12 protein-coding genes and 1 tRNA gene are annotated in these 15,311 nt (G+C 63.4%); 3 read left to right on the plus strand and 10 right to left on the minus strand.

The features are described from left to right. The first annotated feature begins 3 nt into the window (after positions 1-3). The gene (locus GC162_10250; GenBank protein ID MBI1369021.1) at positions 4-660 is read left to right on the plus strand and encodes a tyrosine-type recombinase/integrase; all 657 of its coding nucleotides are present in this window, start codon (positions 4-6) and stop codon (positions 658-660) included. Here GC162_10250 and GC162_10255 read toward each other — a convergent pair. The 6 genes from GC162_10255 to GC162_10280 form a co-directional block, all read right to left on the minus strand. Continuing rightward, positions 623-695, minus strand: a tRNA-Glu gene (locus GC162_10255). The genes GC162_10250 and GC162_10255 overlap by 38 nt on opposite strands. A gap of 159 nt (positions 696-854) precedes the next feature. Beyond that, the gene (locus GC162_10260) at positions 855-1,397 is read right to left on the minus strand and encodes a superoxide dismutase family protein (protein MBI1369022.1); all 543 of its coding nucleotides are present in this window, start codon (positions 1,395-1,397) and stop codon (positions 855-857) included. An 88-nt stretch (positions 1,398-1,485) separates the two neighbouring features. Beyond that, positions 1,486-2,232: a DUF541 domain-containing protein gene (locus GC162_10265; GenBank protein MBI1369023.1), complete on the minus strand. Its 747-nt coding sequence runs from the start codon at positions 2,230-2,232 to the stop codon at positions 1,486-1,488. Positions 2,233-2,412: 180 nt separating this feature from the next. Next, positions 2,413-3,462, minus strand: coding sequence for a methyltransferase (locus tag GC162_10270; GenBank protein ID MBI1369024.1), 1,050 nt, complete (start codon positions 3,460-3,462; stop codon positions 2,413-2,415). A 23-nt stretch (positions 3,463-3,485) separates the two neighbouring features. Continuing rightward, the gene (locus GC162_10275; protein MBI1369025.1) at positions 3,486-4,859 is read right to left on the minus strand and encodes a deoxyribodipyrimidine photo-lyase; all 1,374 of its coding nucleotides are present in this window, start codon (positions 4,857-4,859) and stop codon (positions 3,486-3,488) included. 21 nt (positions 4,860-4,880) lie between these two features. Next, the gene (locus GC162_10280) at positions 4,881-6,749 is read right to left on the minus strand and encodes a mechanosensitive ion channel (protein MBI1369026.1); all 1,869 of its coding nucleotides are present in this window, start codon (positions 6,747-6,749) and stop codon (positions 4,881-4,883) included. Here GC162_10280 and GC162_10285 point away from each other — a divergent pair. Further along, on the plus strand, positions 6,730-7,335 hold the full coding sequence (locus tag GC162_10285) for a hypothetical protein (GenBank protein ID MBI1369027.1): 606 nt from the start codon (positions 6,730-6,732) through the stop codon (positions 7,333-7,335). The genes GC162_10280 and GC162_10285 overlap by 20 nt on opposite strands. Positions 7,336-7,377: 42 nt before the next feature. Here GC162_10285 and GC162_10290 read toward each other — a convergent pair whose 3' ends face one another. The 3 genes from GC162_10290 to GC162_10300 all read right to left on the minus strand — a co-directional run bounded on the left by GC162_10290 (position 7,378) and on the right by GC162_10300 (position 12,148). After that, positions 7,378-8,679 carry a DUF1501 domain-containing protein gene (locus tag GC162_10290; GenBank protein ID MBI1369028.1) on the minus strand — a complete coding sequence of 434 codons (1,302 nt, stop codon included), beginning with the start codon at positions 8,677-8,679 and terminating at the stop codon, positions 7,378-7,380. A 22-nt stretch (positions 8,680-8,701) separates the two neighbouring features. Continuing rightward, positions 8,702-11,338 (minus strand): DUF1549 domain-containing protein, encoded by a 2,637-nt coding sequence (locus GC162_10295; protein ID MBI1369029.1) that lies wholly within the window; start codon positions 11,336-11,338, stop codon positions 8,702-8,704. Positions 11,339-11,527: 189 nt separating this feature from the next. Then, positions 11,528-12,148: a tRNA-(ms[2]io[6]A)-hydroxylase gene (locus GC162_10300; protein ID MBI1369030.1), complete on the minus strand. Its 621-nt coding sequence runs from the start codon at positions 12,146-12,148 to the stop codon at positions 11,528-11,530. A gap of 23 nt (positions 12,149-12,171) precedes the next feature. Between GC162_10300 and GC162_10305 the strand changes: the two genes are divergently transcribed. Further along, on the plus strand, positions 12,172-13,497 hold the full coding sequence (locus tag GC162_10305) for a SpoIIE family protein phosphatase (protein ID MBI1369031.1): 1,326 nt from the start codon (positions 12,172-12,174) through the stop codon (positions 13,495-13,497). Between the two features lie 109 nt (positions 13,498-13,606). On the opposite strand, the gene GC162_10310 is transcribed toward GC162_10305, so the two are convergent. Continuing rightward, positions 13,607-15,151 (minus strand): sulfatase-like hydrolase/transferase, encoded by a 1,545-nt coding sequence (locus tag GC162_10310; protein MBI1369032.1) that lies wholly within the window; start codon positions 15,149-15,151, stop codon positions 13,607-13,609. Positions 15,152-15,311 lie beyond the last annotated feature (160 nt).

The following is a 15,311-nucleotide window of genomic DNA, read 5'->3' on the forward strand; positions in this document are numbered from 1 at the left end:
GCGCTGTGCCGGTTCGGCGGATTGCGGTGTCCATCCGAGGTGCTGGCCCTGACGTGGGCGGATGTGAACTGGGAACACAATCGCATCCGCGTGCCCAGCCCCAAGACCGAACACATCGACGGCAAGGCCAGCCGATTGATCCCGCTGTTCCCTGAACTGCGCGAGCACCTGCTTGAAGTTTTCGATCAGGCGGAGACGGGCACCGACCACATCATCATCGGCTACCGCGACAGCAGCGTGAACCTCCGAACGCAGCTCACGCGGATCATTCATCGGGCCGGGCTTGAGCCGTGGCCGAAGCTGTTTCAGAACCTGCGATCAACGCGCGAGACGGAACTGGCCGAGGCGTTTCCGATGCACGTGGTCTGCCGGTGGATCGGCAACAGTGAACCGGTGGCCGCCAAGCACTACCTGCAGATGACGGATGAACACTTCGAGCGCGCGGTCGCCGGCCACGGATCGAAGGACATCAACAAGGCGGCGCAGAATGCGGCGCAGAAGCTGCACGAACGCAGACGAACGGGCCGGAAAAAGAAAAACGCCAAAGCCACAGAAGGCTTTGACGCTTCGAAAGATACGCCAGATTTTCTCGCAACTTCTTGTCGTTGCGAGACTTACGGAATACCCCCTAGGGGAGTCGAACCCCTGTTCACGGACTGAGAACCCGTTGTCCTGGGCCACTAGACGAAGGGGGCGAAGCGGACCATTGTAGGCGACTGGGGCGGGGATTCAAGGGGATGGGGTTGGGGGAGGGGGGTTGGGGGAGGGGCAAGACCGTGCTCGTGCACGTGCACGATTCACGTGCATGGTCGTTGGCACTTCGCGTTTGGAGCTTGGTGATTCGAGTTTGGCGATTATTCGCCGGGGTTGGCGATGCCGATGACGCCGCAGGCGATGCGGGCGCCGGCGTTGCCGGTGGGTTGGCCGCCGTCGTCGGGTTTGGCGTGGATGATGACGCCGCGGCCGAGGATCGGGTTCAGGTCGCCGACAAGGGTGATGTTCGTGGCGAGGAATTCGTAGTGGGCGTCGCCGTTGGCGTCGGACTTGAGATTGCCCAGGTCGCCGGCGTGTCGCGGGCCGCCGTCGGGCAGGGCGTGTTGATGGCCTTCGGGGTTGTAGTGTCCGCCGGCGCTGGTGCCGTCGGGCTTGGAGCAGTCGCCGTAGGTATGGATGTGGAACCCATGCGTGGAGTTGGGGGCGAGGCCATGAATGTCGGCGATGACCTTGATGCCGGCGTCGGTCTGCTCGAACGTCACGATGCCGTGCGTCTCGCTGCCCTGGGTCGGGTGCATGACGGCGACGGCGCGCGTGACGGAGTGCCATGCGTCCATCGACTGCATTGATTCGCAGCCGGCGGCGGCGAGGGCGAGGGCGACGAGCAGCGACAGGTTTTGAATGGAGCGAAGCATGATCGGTACCTCATAAAAAAGGAACACGAAGAAAACCACGCTTCATCCTATCGCGCCGCGGCCCCGAGGCAATGCATCATTCGACAATCCCGTATTCGACGGTCACGACGGCTCGGATGATTTTGCTCAGTGACGTCGTGTCGTTTTCGCCGGAGCCGGAGACTTCGGTGCTGAACGCGGGGGTGATCTGAAACACGCCCTGACTGGCGGAGCGCAGCGGGCCCAGCCGGCTCGTCGAATTGGACACCAGAAGCTGCGCCCGTTGATACGCGTTTTGAGTCGCATCCTTGAGTAGATCCAGCTTCAGATCATCGAGCTTCGTGTACAGATAGCTGGGCGAATTCGAATCGAGCTCCACGCCCTCGGCGATCAACTGGCCCGCATCGCGCGCGGCCTCGGCGACCTTGTCGACGCGCGGCGAGGCGACCGTGAAACTCTGCGTCACTACATACAACTCGATCGTGTTCGTCTGATTCCCCTTGGCGTCACGCGTGTACTGCGGGCTGATGTTGACCGGGCCGGGCTCGACCTCATCGCCCTTGAACGACTGCGACTGAAGATAGCCCATCAGCGCATCGCGATGCTCGGCGAGCTGGCGGTACGCGGCCGTGCGGTCGGCGTTACGCTCGATGATCGTGCTCGACCACTCGGCGCGATCGGAAGTGATCGGGCGCTCGGCGTAACCCTTGACCCGGATCGTCTGATCCCGAAGCCGAACCTTCTCGAAACTCGATCGCGCCAGCCACGTCGAAGCCACCACCGCCATCGGCAGCGTCAGCGTGAAAATGATCAGCCAGAACAGATTGATACGCGCGGTGGACATGAACGAACCTCCATGTTCGATCGGTTGAGTTGTAGGGTGTGACCACGCCTAAATCGGCCGAACGCGGCGCGACGGATGAAAAATATTCAACCACCAAGGCACAAAGGTCACCAAGGAAATTGATGGTATCCAAACGCCTGGCCATCCCTTGGTGTTCTTGGTGCCTTGGTGGTTAATTCGTTACTCGCCCTTCGTCCCCGTCAGCACGCCGCAGTGCACGAGCGTTTCGACGCGCCCGCCGACGCGCAGGCCCGCCGCCTGCATCCACGACTTGTACTCCGCCTCGCTGTACGCCCGGCCCTCGGTGAGCGTGAACAGCGCGGCCGAGTAGAGCGCGATCGGCAGCGGGCCGTCGTGGGCGTCATTGAGGAACACATCGTGAATCAGCAGCCGCCCGTTCGCCGGGAGCGCCGCGGCGCATCGCTTGATGATCGCAAGGCACTGGGGCACATCCCAGTCATGAAGAATGTTCGACAGGAGCATCACCGGCGCGGCCGGCAGCGGATCGACAAAAAAGTCGCCCGCATGCAGATCGATCCGGTCCGCCACGCCGTAGTCCTCCGCGAATTGCCGCGCGACCGTCAGCACGTTGGGCCGGTCCATGATGATCGCCCGCAGGTTCGGATTGGCGGCGACGAGCGCGATCGAATAAATGCCCGTGCCCCCGCCGATGTCCAACAGCGTCTCCACCCCGCTCATGTTGATCCGCTGCGCCAATACCGGCGCGACATTCTTCGCCCGCCCCGCCAAAATCAGCGAAATCCGCACCGCCAGGTCCGGCTTCTCCATTGCCGACTTCTCGCCCTCCCGATAAATGAACGCCGCGCCTTCCTCCTTGTCCGCCCCCGCCGGCCGACTCGTGCGAAGCCGCTCCACCATCTCCTTCACGCCCGGCGCGTCCACCGCCTGACCCAGATAATCGCTCACATCGAACGCCCCCCCGCTCACCAGATGCTCCGCCGCCAGCTTCGTCAGATTCAGCCGCCCCGCCTCGTCGAGCGCGATGAGCTTCATCGCCCGCAACGCCGTGACCAGCACCACCGTCGCCCGCCGCGTCAGGTCCAGCGCATCGCCCAGCTCGTCAATCGTCAGCGCCTTGCGGCTCAGCCGGTCGAACACCTTGAAATGCCCGCTCGCCGCCACCAGCAGATGCGATCCATAGCTCCCGCGAAACAACTCGAAAATCGGCGTCGGATCAACCTGCGGAATCTCGGTGGCGTTGTGTGACATATGCGTAATGTACCGCGCGACCGTCAGGTCCGCAGATTCGCAAACGCATCGATCGCCCGCTGCCGGGATGATTTGAGATCGACGATCATCATCGGGTATCCGCAGCTCGCGCGTGTCAGCGGCAATGGGTCGTGAATTTCATCGCCTTCGACCTGCGCCAACTCCGGCACATATGCACGGATGTACGCGCCGTCCGGGTCGAACCTGGCCGACTGACTGAGCGGGTTGAACACGCGGAAGTACGGGGCGGCGTCGGTCCCCGTACTGGCCGACCACTGCCATCCGCCGTTGTTGTTCGCCAGGTCGCCGTCGACAAGATGCTGCATGAAATGCCGCTCGCCGCGTCGCCAGTCGATGAGCAGATTCTTCGTCAAAAACATCGCCGCGATCATGCGGCAGCGATTGTGCATCCACCCCGTCGCGATCAGTTGTCGCATCGCCGCATCCACAATCGGCACGCCCGTCCGCCCCTCCCGCCATGCTTCAAACCCCGCCTCATCATCGCGCCAGCGCACCGCCCGCGTCTCGCGCTTGAACGGCCGCCCCATCGACACGCGCGGATGATGCACCATCACCTGCCGATAGAACTCGCGCCAGATCAGCTCGCTGATCCACGTCGCCGCGCCTTCCCCGCCGAGGTCCTTCGCCGCAAGGTAGCACTGCTTCGCCGAGATCGCCCCGCAGGCCAGATACGGCGACATCGCGCTCGTGCCGTCTGCCGCCGGCTGATCGCGCTGATCCTTGTACGCCTTGATGCGATGCGCGATGAACTTCGTCAATCGGCGCTGCGCTTCGTCCTCCCCGCCGGGCCAGCGGTCGGCGAGCGCCTCGCCGCCGCGCGGGGCGTCGCTCTCGATGTCGAGCTTCGCCTGTTTCATGGGCTGCGCCAGCGCCGTGATCGGCTCCATCTGCTCGACCCGCTTCAGCCACGCGTTCTTGTACGGCGTGAACACACTGTACGGCCCCCCGCTGCCCGTGCGCAGCTCAGTGGGCCGCACCACCGTCTGATCCGCCGATCGATACACCTCGATCCCCGCCCGCTCGCACGCCGCTGCGACCGCCGCATCGCGCCGATGTTCGTTCACCTCGTACTCATCATTGAACGCCAGCGCATCGCACCGCATCGCCCGCGCCAGTTTCACCATCGCCGCCGGCGACCCGTCAAAGCGCGGCACGTCGACGATCCGCAGCGGGATGTTCAGCTTCGCCAGCGAAGCCGACAGCGCCGCGACGTTGCGGCGGACAAAGTCGATCTTGTTGTCGCCCCAATCGTGCTCGCGCCACTGATCGATCGCATCCAGAAACATGCCGACGACCGGCCCGCGGCGCGCCGCATGATGCAGCGCCGGATGGTCCGCCGTGCGCAGATCGTTGCGGAACCAGACGAGCGTGTTCATGCATGCATTGTAACGCCGCCGCTACTGCGGCCCCGCGTCCCTGTTGAGCATCTGCATCGTGAGTTGCCGCTTGGGGTCGCCGGCGAGGAACAGCGTCTGCGTCGGGAAGGCGAATTCGATGCCCGCCTTCTCGAATTCCTCGAAGAGCCGCAGATTGAACTTCTGAGCATGCTCGAGATAGTCCCAGTACGCCGGCGGGAAGAACCAGTAGATGACGATGATGTTCAGACTGTCGGCGTTGTAGTCGTTGAAGTACGCGCGCGGCGGGTACTCGTCCCATCCCACCTTGCCATGGATCGGCTCGGCGATGCCGGGCTCCTCCATCAGATCGCGGAGGATTTGTACCGCCTGCTCGATCTTTTCGCGCGGGGTGTCGTAGGTGATCGTCACGTTGATAAGCCGGCGGATGTACGGGCGGCGGGCGATGTTTTCGATCGGCTCGCTGGTGATCCCGCCGTTGGGGATGGTGACGAGGTGACCGGTGAGCGTGCGGAGGCGCGTGATGCGGAAGCCGATGTCTTCGATGACGCCGTCGTAACCTTTGTAGAGGATGCGGTCGCCGATCTTGAAGGGCCGATCCATGAAGATGCTCAGCCCGCCAAAGAGATTCTTGACCATGTCCTGCGCGGCGAACGAAATCGCCAGGCCCGCGATGCCCAGCGAACCCAGCAGCGGAAGCAGTTCGATGTCGAACGAGTCAGCGACGTAGATCAATCCCATCGAGACGATGAACAGCTTGAGCGTTTTTCGGATGAGCGGGATGAGCATGTCGTCGAAGGTCGAGTCGGTGTGTCGGGCCCGGTCGGCCATGACGCCGGCGATCAGGTCGGTGAGCATCCACAGCGCCCACGTCACGCACACGACCATCACGACTTTGCCCGCCACGATCAGCACCGTCAGCGGCATGCCCGACAGACCCAGAAGCTGCACGATCGCCATGAACACGATCGCGCCGATGGCGAGTCCCATCGGGCGCACCGTCTGCCTGAGCAGATCGTCGTCGGGGTGACCGAGGTAATGGGCGACGAGACGGCGAACGAGCGGCGTGGCGAAGAGGCGGGAGAAAAAGTCCGTGCAAACCGCCAGAAAAGCCGCCAGAAGGATGCCGATCCACTGCCACAGCTCGAAGCCGAGGATGAATCGGCCCTTGAGGGCTTTGGGGATGTAGCTGCGGAGCATGACCGAGTCGGACATCTGGCGGACGTCGAATCCGTACTGCACGCCGCGTTTGGACGCCCAGTTGTAGAGCTGCGGGACGTTGTTGAGCGTCGGCGCAGCGAAGCGCCAGGCGCCGTCTTCGCCGCGCGTCAGCGTGATGCTGGCGGGCGGATCGCCCAGCTCGTTGATCGCCGGTGCGAACAATTCGCGGGCCGGGGCGCGCGGGTTGTCGGGAAAGAACTCGAAGCGCTTGAGGTTCTGCTTGTCGATGTCGCCCGAGCCGGGCAGCATTGTGTCGGGGTCGATCTTGCCCAGACTGTTGAAGACGCCCAGCAGTTGCCACACGACTTCCTGCCGCGCCTTGCCGGTGGAGCGCGGCATGTCGAGCGTGCCGTAGACGCGCTGCCACAGCGCATCATTGCTCTTGTCGTTGCGCAGGCGGTTGGTCGTGTCGAGAAACGTCTTCATCGCATCGCGCGGCGACGCATACTCGGGCGCGACTTCCGACGATTGTTCCTTCGACGCATCGTTGGAAGCCGGCTGCTGCGCCGACGCGAGGGACGAAACGAGCAAAACACACGCGAAAATCAGGCGATACGGATTCATTCCCGTATCGTAACGGATTGAATGCGAAGGTCCACGCCCCGCTGAAGCGGGGCGTGCCGGCCAGACTCGCTTCAGCGAGTCGGGGTCTTCGTGTACTATAACCCGCATGGGGGCCCCAAAACGCATTCAAAAATTCTCCCACAACAAGCGCGAAGTCCATCGCGGGCGCCATCGCTTCGAGCACTGGTACGTGAGCAATCAGGTGTACTTCATCACCGCGCGCTGCCGCGAACGATTTCCCGCCTTCGCGTCCGAAGCGGCCAAGCGCGTGTTCTGGGATCGATTCGAGCATTACACGCACGAGGCGGGGTTCGAGCCGTGGGTCGTGTCGCTGCTGGACAATCATTATCACGTGCTCGGCTACGCGACGGTCGGCGAACACCTCAAGACGCTGATGCAGCGGCTGCATGGCTCGGTGGCGAAGATGGTCAATGATCTCATCGAGCCGCGTCGGGCGCACTTCTGGGCGGATGAACAGGGGCGGGATTATTTCGATGGGTGCATCCGCGATGAAAACCAATGTCGCCGCGCGTATCGGTACACGCTCATTCAATCGCAGCGGCATGGGATCGTGCGGGATTGGCGCACGTACGAGCACACGCGGGTTTGGGTGGAGCTGGAGGCGTGTTTGAAGAAGGCGCGCGGATTGGGCGCGTATCTGGAGGGGGTTCCGTATCAGCGGTACGAAGGCGGAAGGCACACGCCCCGCTGAAGCGAGGCGTGCCGGCCCGACTCGCTTGAGCGAGTCGGGGTTTTAGGCGAACAGGTCTTTGAGGACGGTGCCGTAGCGGACGATCATGACGGGGCGGCCGGAGGGGGTGTGGAACTCCTTGGCGGGGTTGATGCCCATGCTGTGATAGAAACTGGCGGCGACGTCGTCGGGGGAGATGGCGTCGTGGAGCGGACCTTCGCCCTTGGCGTCCGATGCGCCGACGACGCGGCCGCCCTGCACGCCGCCGCCGGCCATGAGGCAGAACATCGCGCGCGGGTAGTGATCGCGGCCGGCGCGGCCGTTGACCTTGGGCGTGCGACCGAACTCGCCGGTGGCGAAGACCGTCGTGCTGTCAAGCAGTCCCTTGGCGGCGAGCGCATTAAATAGACCCGCGAGGCCCGCGTCGAGCTCCGGCAGATTGCGCGTCTTTAAGCGCGTGAAGTTGTCGGAGTGCGTGTCCCATCCGCCGTAGTTGACGGTCACGAAGCGCACGCCCGACTCGACGAGCCGCGACGCGAGCAGGCAGCTCTGGGCGAAGCCCGAGTCGTTGAACATCTGCGTGATCGCCGGCGATTCCTTGGACAGATCGAACGCCTCGCGGGCGCGGTCGGAGCGGAGCATGGCGTACGCCCGCTGCGAAAATTCATCGAGACCGGCGAGCAGTTTGTCCTGCTTGGCGGCGGGGCCGAAGGCGGTGTCGAACTTGCGGAGCATGTCGTAACGGCGATCGACATCGGCCAGCGTGACGCCGTCGCGGAGCGACAAGCCGCGCAGCTCGATGGCGCGGCCGGGCTTGGGGGTCGAGCCCGTGTTGAAAGGACCGTATTCGACGCCGAGGTAGCCGGTCGCATCGAAATCCTGATTCGGCACGGCGACGAACGGGGGCAGATCGGGATCGCTGCTCATCTCATGCGCGACGACGGACCCGTAGCAGGGGAACGAGAGCGAGGGCAGCGGGCGATTGCCGGTCGTGAGGTAGTCGGTGCCGAGGCGGTGAGCGCCGAGCGTATGGCTGACGCCGCGGATGATGGCGAACTTGTCGGCGCACTGGGCGAGCTTGGGCAGGTGCTCGCAGATTTCCACGCCCGGCGCGTTGGTCTTGATCGGCTTGAATTCGCCGCGGTGCGTGTCGGGAGCATCGGGCTTGAGGTCGAAGGTGTCCATGTGGCTCGGTCCGCCGCCGAGGCGGATGAAGATGGCGGAGCGTCCGCGGCTCGAAGGCGCGATTTCGCCGGCCTGCGCCAGGCGCAGATAGCCGGGCAGATTCAGACCGACGCCCGTCAATGCGCCGATGCGCAGAAAGTCACGCCGCAGGAACCCGTCGCAGAATCGGTGAGTGGACATGAATGACGCCCCTTTCGAGGGATCAGTGGTTGGTGATGAATTCCTTGGTATTGAGCATCGCCCACAATAGATCGCGCAGGCCGTCGATCGGCGACGCGGCCGCCTCGATCGACTGACGGGCATCGCTTGTTTCCTGCGCGGTCGGCTCGCGGCTGACGGTGCGCAGGAAGATCTGCGTGATGATCGGGTCGAGATTCAGCTCGCGGCGCGGCGGCGGGGCCGGCGCGGCGGGCGCTTCGTCGAGCCGCCCCAATTCCTTGAGCCGCGCCATCTTCCGCTCGTGCTGCTTAAGTTCCTGTTCGTAACGGCGCTGCGCCAAGGCGCGTTTCTCGGCTTCGGGGTCGAGCGAGCCGAGAAACCCGCGCTTCATGTCGATCACGCGCAGCATGTCCTGATCGTTGCGCATGTAGATCGTCTGAAGCAAGGTCGGGTCGGCGGAGCGTTCGCAGTCGCAATTCGTCTCGCGCGCCGGCTTGCCGAAGAGACTCACCAGATACGAGTCGCCGGTTTTCCCGCCGTTGTAGCCCGTGTTGAGCTTGGGCCCGATCGCGCGGTCGTCGAGGTCGCTGTAGCACGAGGCGGCGTCCTGATCGGACGCGCAGGCCTGCTTGATCGCATCGGCGACGACCTCGGCCGGAAGCCGGCGAATCGACGCGCGGGCGAAGTTGCGATCGTCGAGCCGATTCGTCGGATTCGTCTGCCAGCTTCGCTGATACGTGTCGGAATTGAGTATCTCGCGCTGGAGCCATTTCAGATCGTACCCGTGCGCGACGAACTGCTTCGTCAGGTAGTCCATCAGCGGCTTATTCGACGGCGGATTGGCGAGGTTCAGGTCATCGGCGGGCTCGACGATGCCGGCGCCGAAGTGGTTGGCCCAGATACGATTGACAATCGCCGCGGCGAAGTAGGGATTCTCCGGTTCGCGCAACCACTGCATCAGCGCGACGCGCGGGTCGGGGTACTGGTCGGCCACGACTTCCTCGCCGCCGAGGAGCTTGGGCGTGATGACGCGACCGGCGTACTTCTTCTTGTCCGCGTCCTTGAGCTTGGCGAGATGTTTGGCGTCAAGCTGCCTGGGCTGATCGATGTACAGTTCCTTCCATCCGATCACCTTGCCGTCGCGCACGGCTTCGGTGAGCATCTTCTCCGCTTCCTTTTTCTGATCCTTCTTGTCGTTCTTGGCGTTGTCGGCGGCGGCGACGGCCTTGTCGCGCAGGTCGTCGTAGATTTCCTTATCGCCCTTGTCGAGGCCGTATTTGAGGTTCTCGAAAAACGCCTGAAACTGTTCGAAGTCCTGTTTGGACCACTGATCGAACGGGTGCTTGTGACACTGGGCGCACTGGAGGCGGACGCCGAGGAAGGCGTAGGCGAAGCTCAGGGCTTTTTCGTCGGGCTTTTTCATGTTGTCGCGCGTCCAGTAGTGCGGCAGGTACGCGCGGTCGGCGAAGTCGGCGGGGTGATCCTTGCGGAGCGTGGCGCTCATGTTGGTCGCGAACTGGGCGTAGTCCTCATCGGGGTCGCGGCTCGTCGCCAGCACGATGCCCTCGACGATCTTGTCATACGGCTCGTTGGCGGCGACGCGCTTGTAGAGCCAGTCGTACCACTGCTCGGAAATCTGCGAGCGGTAGGTCTTCTCGCCCATGAACTTGGGGTTGTTGCCGGTGATGTCGCAGAGGCGGGTCGTCCAGTAGGCGGCATACGCGGGGGTATCGAGCAATTCGTCGATGAGCTTGGCGCGCTTGTGCGTATCCTTGTCATTGATGAAGTCGACGATGCGCTGCGGCGGCGGGAGCGTGCCGGTCAGATCGAGACTGACGCGGCGGATGAATTGCTCATCCGTGCATACGGGCGCGGGGATTTCGCCGAGCTTGGCGAGTTTGTCGAGGACGAGGCGATCGACCTGCGTGGGCGCGGGGGTCTTGGGGAATTTCGGGCCGAACTGGTCGCTGACGGGACGGATGATGGGGATGGGCGTGACGCCATTGTCGTAGAAGGCGACGATGTGCGTATCGCCCGGGCCGACGGTCGTGACCTGTCCGGTTTCGGAGACGTCGGCGACGGATTCATCGTTGGTTCGGAAGCGCGTCAGCTCGGTGACGTCGGCGACGGAGCCGTCTGACCAATGGGCCAGGACGCGAAGCTGGACGGGTTCGGTGGAAGAGTCGAAAAGAATCTCGGCGGGCTGGACTTCGAGGCGGTCGAGCTGTCCGACTTCATCGGCATCGTTCTTGGCGCCGTCCTTGATCCAGCGGTACAGGACGTTGTACTCCCAACTGTCTTCACGGATTTTCTGTTTGCCCTCGTGTTTGACCATGAGGGTGGGCTTCTGGATGACGAGACTTTCATCGGGGTCGGCGAGATTGACGCGGGGTTTTTCGCCGGCGGTCAGGGCTTCGTGGTCGGCCTTGAAGTCGTAGCCGAAGAGCGAGAAGCGGAACCCGCCCTTGCCTTGAAACGAGCCGTGGCAGGCGCGGCCGCTGCATCCGATGCGGGCGAACATGGGGATGACATCGCGGCGGAAGCTGACGGGGGCGGGGCTGTCGAGCTTGGCGAAACGCTCGGAGGCGGGAAGCGGTTCATCGGCCCGCACGAAGCCGACCTGAAGCCACAACAGGAGCAAGCCGACGACCGCGCCACGCAGACAAACGCCTCGACGCATGATGGCGACCTCAAAAGGAATTGCCGATCAGACCCGGCCGCCCCCTCGCGGCAGGAGTTACTCAATATTGTAACGGCTCGATGGGGATGCGTATTGCAGAAATTTCACGTGGAATGAAGTGAAGGGGGGATCAGGGATCGGGGGTCGGGGGTTGGGGATCGGCGAAACCAAACCCCCGATCCCCAATCCCTAACATCCGCTATGCATCCGCGGCCCGGGGGGCTGGTGCGCGATGATGCGGGCTTCTTCGTCGAGCATGAATCGCCAGCGGGCGTCGACGGCCTGCGTGGGCGGAACCTCTTGCGCCAACTGGAGGAACATGCGGTAGTGCCCATGTTCCGACGCCCACAGCCCCTTGTAAAGCTTCGCCAGGTCACGATCGTCGCAGGCGTCCGCCAGCAGGGAGAACCGCTCGGCGGACCGGGCTTCGATCAGGGCGCTGATCAACAGGCGATCGACCAGCTCGGCCGTCCCCTCGCCAAGACGCACCAGTTGGCGAAGATCATTGGCGTAGGGATTGCGATGGTTGCGCGTCAGGCGACCGCCCCGCCGGGCCAGCAGGCGCGTCACGATGCCCAGGTGCTCCGCCTCATCGCGTGCGACTGCACACATCGCCGCCACCCAATTCTCCGGCGGGTTCGGCTCCGGCCAGCGATTGAGCAGCTCCAGCGCGTTGGCCGCCGCCTTTTTTTCCAGATGGGCATGATCATTGAGCAGCGCCAGCGGCTCCGCAAGCACGGAAGCGGCCCACGTTCCGGGCGTCTGATAGCGCAGGGGGAGGGGTTCGTATTTGGTCGGCGTATGCGTCATGGATGGTAAGATTGTAACGGTTGATGCGGCGGCGGCATCTATGGGTTTATCAATCGGCACGTGTCCGGCGAAGCGGATTGCCAAGCCGCGAGCGGCGAAACAGAAGGTGTGTCATGATCACGGCCCCGATTCCGACAAATGAAGAAGCACGATTGGCGGATCTGCACGCGCTGCACATTCTCGACACGCCGGGAGAGGAGCGGTTCGATCGGCTCATCGCCTTGACGAAGCGGAGTCTGGGGACGAGCGTGGCGATGATCTCGTTGGTGGATAAGGATCGGCAGTGGTTCAAGTCGAGCTGCGGGATGGGGTGCAAGCATCAGACGCCGCGCGGCGTCTCGTTCTGCGGTCACGCCATCGTCAACGACGGCCCGCTGATCGTGCCCGACGCGAAGGCGGACGAACGCTTCGTCGACAATCCGCTCGTAGTCGGCCCGCCGCATATTCGGTTCTATGCAGGGTTCCCGCTCAAGGGGCCCGGCGGTCACAAGATCGGCACGCTGTGCGTCGCCGACTCGAACCCGCGCGCGTTTTCCGATCGTGACCGGGCGCTGATGACGGAACTGGCCGAGATGGCCGAGTATGAATTGAATCTCGTGACCGCCATCGAGGCGCAGCGGCGGTACATGCAGACGCAGCAGCATCTGAACCGCGAGCTGCGCGATGCGGCCGAGTACGTCCGCTCCCAGCTTCCCGAGCCGCTCGATCACGACCGCGGCGTCAGTGCCGATTACGTCTACATCTCCAGCTCGCAGCTCGGCGGCGACATGCTCGGGTATCACGCCCTCGACGAAAACCAGATCGCCATGTACGTCCTGGACGTGACCGGCCACGGCGTCGGGGCGTCGCTGCTTAGCGTCTCTGTCCAACAGGGCGTGCGGCAGAACAATCACCGATTCGAGCCCGCACGGCTCCTCGAATCGCTCAACCGCGCCTTCCCGATGGAGGAGCATCACAACAAATTCATCACGCTCTGGTACGGCATCTACGATCGACGCGACCGCTCCCTGCGCTACGCCACCGCCGGCCACCCCCCCGCCGCCCTGCTCCTGCCCGGCGCGGGCAAGCCCACGCCCCTCGGTCAGCCGCACCTGATGCTCGGGGCGATGAACGACACGACCTACACCACCGAAACGCTCACACTCCCGCCCGGCTCCCGCCTCTACCTCTACAGCGACGGCGCGTACGAGATCACGTCCGATCGCAACAGCTTCATGGGCCTCGAAGGTCTCATGCGCGTCTTCAGCTCACGCCCGCCCCTCGAAGCCGTCCTCCGCACGCTGCGCGAGTTTCAGGGACTCGACCAGTTCACCGACGACCTGTCGCTGGTGCAGATGGACTTCGATTGATGGGAATGAACCACCAAGGCACGAAGGACACCAAGGGAAGCGGAGTGATTGAGCACATCATCTGATTCCTTGGCGACCTTGGTGTCTTGGTGGTTCAATTCTTTTGTGATCAACCCTTGTAATTCGGATTGGGCCTGGGCAGCTTCGCGCCTTCGTCTTTGAGGTGCGCCATCAGCTTCGCGTCCATCGCGCGCACCTTGTCGGGCATCTTCGACGCAAGGTTGTTCTTCTCGCTCAGGTCGTCGGCAAGGTTGAACAGCTCGAACGTCGGGCCTTCCCAGAATTTGATGAGCTTGAAGTCGCCCTCGCGAATGATCGAATACGGCGGAATGCCCTTGCCGCGGTAATGCGGGAAGTGCCAGTAAAGCGCATCGCGCTTGAGGGGCGACGAGCCGCTGGAACGCAGGTGATCGACGAGACTGATGCCGTCGATGGGGTGGTCGACGCTCACGCCGGCGAGCTGGCAGATCGTCGGGTAAAAGTCGATGGTCTGCACCATCTGCTGACTCAGCGTGCCGGGCTTGATGACCCCGGGCCAGCGGATGATCAGCGGCTCGCGGATGCCGCCTTCGTAGGGGAAGCCCTTGCCGGCCCGCAGCGGTTCGTTATTCGTCGGCCCAAGCAGCCCGCCGTTGTCGGAGGTGAAGATCACCAGCGTCCGATCCGCCACGCCCGCTTCATCGAGCGCCGCCAGAATCTTCCCCGCCGCCTGATCGACGCTTTCGACCATCGCCGCGTAAGTCGCATTCTTCTGTTTGCCCCAGCTTTTGCCTTCGTACTCATCGATCATCTCTTTCTTGGCGCCGAGCGGTTCATGGACGGCATAGTGGTCCATGTTCAAAAAGAACGGGCCGTCCTTGTGGTCCTTGATGAACTTGACCGCCTCGTCCGCTTCGCGGTCGGTCAGATACTCGCCTGCCTTTCGGGCGGGCATCGTGGGGAAGCCGTTCTGCTTGCCGCGGATGTACGGATCGAAATACGTCGGGGGCTGGCCATAGTCGCATCCGCCGATGTTCAAGTCATAGCCCTGTTTATCGGGGTAGAAGGCCTCGGTGCCCAGGTGCCATTTGCCGATGTGACAGGTGGCGTAGCCCTTGGTCTTCAGCGCCTCGGCGATGGTGACTTCGGACAGTTGCATGGCGAAGGGATTGGGCGGGCACAGGAGCTTGTCATGCGGGGAGCCGATGTAGTCGGTCGGAATGACGTCGCCGGTCTTGCCGCCCTGGAATTGGGAACGGATCCAGTCGGTGACGCCGAGCCGGGCCGGCTCGCGACCGGTCTGCATCGCCGCCCGCGTCGGCGAGCAGACCGCACAGGAGGCATATGCCTGCGTGAAGCGAAGCCCGTCGGCCGCGAGTTTGTCCACATTCGGCGTGCGATAGAACTGACTGCCCTGCACGGACAGGTCCATCCAACCCATATCGTCCACGAGAATGATCACGAAGTTCATCGGCTTGTCCGCCCCCCTCGCGGACCCGACAACCAACGCCATCGCCACCAGCATCCACAGCATCGCACTTCGCATCATCGCAGTACCTCTTGCCCGGCCCAATGGGCACACCGGACGGGTCAGTGAACCAAAGTGGAGCGCCAAAGCCCCACCTGTACCAGATTGGACGCCCGCCGCCGCGCCCTCATTGCACCCAACCCGCATTTTTAGCCCGCCAAACGATATTCTCGTTTGGCACGCATCTTGCTTTACCTATTTCCATCGTTCTGCGCCTTTTTTTCTCTCCTCCGCCCGTGACACAGTCCTGCAACGGGAACTGACACGGGCTTTTTTACGCGCCCAACTCGAAAGCGCAGGGATCGCC

The sequence above is a fragment of the Planctomycetota bacterium genome (assembly GCA_016125255.1).
Classification (GTDB): domain Bacteria; phylum Planctomycetota; class Phycisphaerae; order Phycisphaerales; family Zrk34; genus RI-421.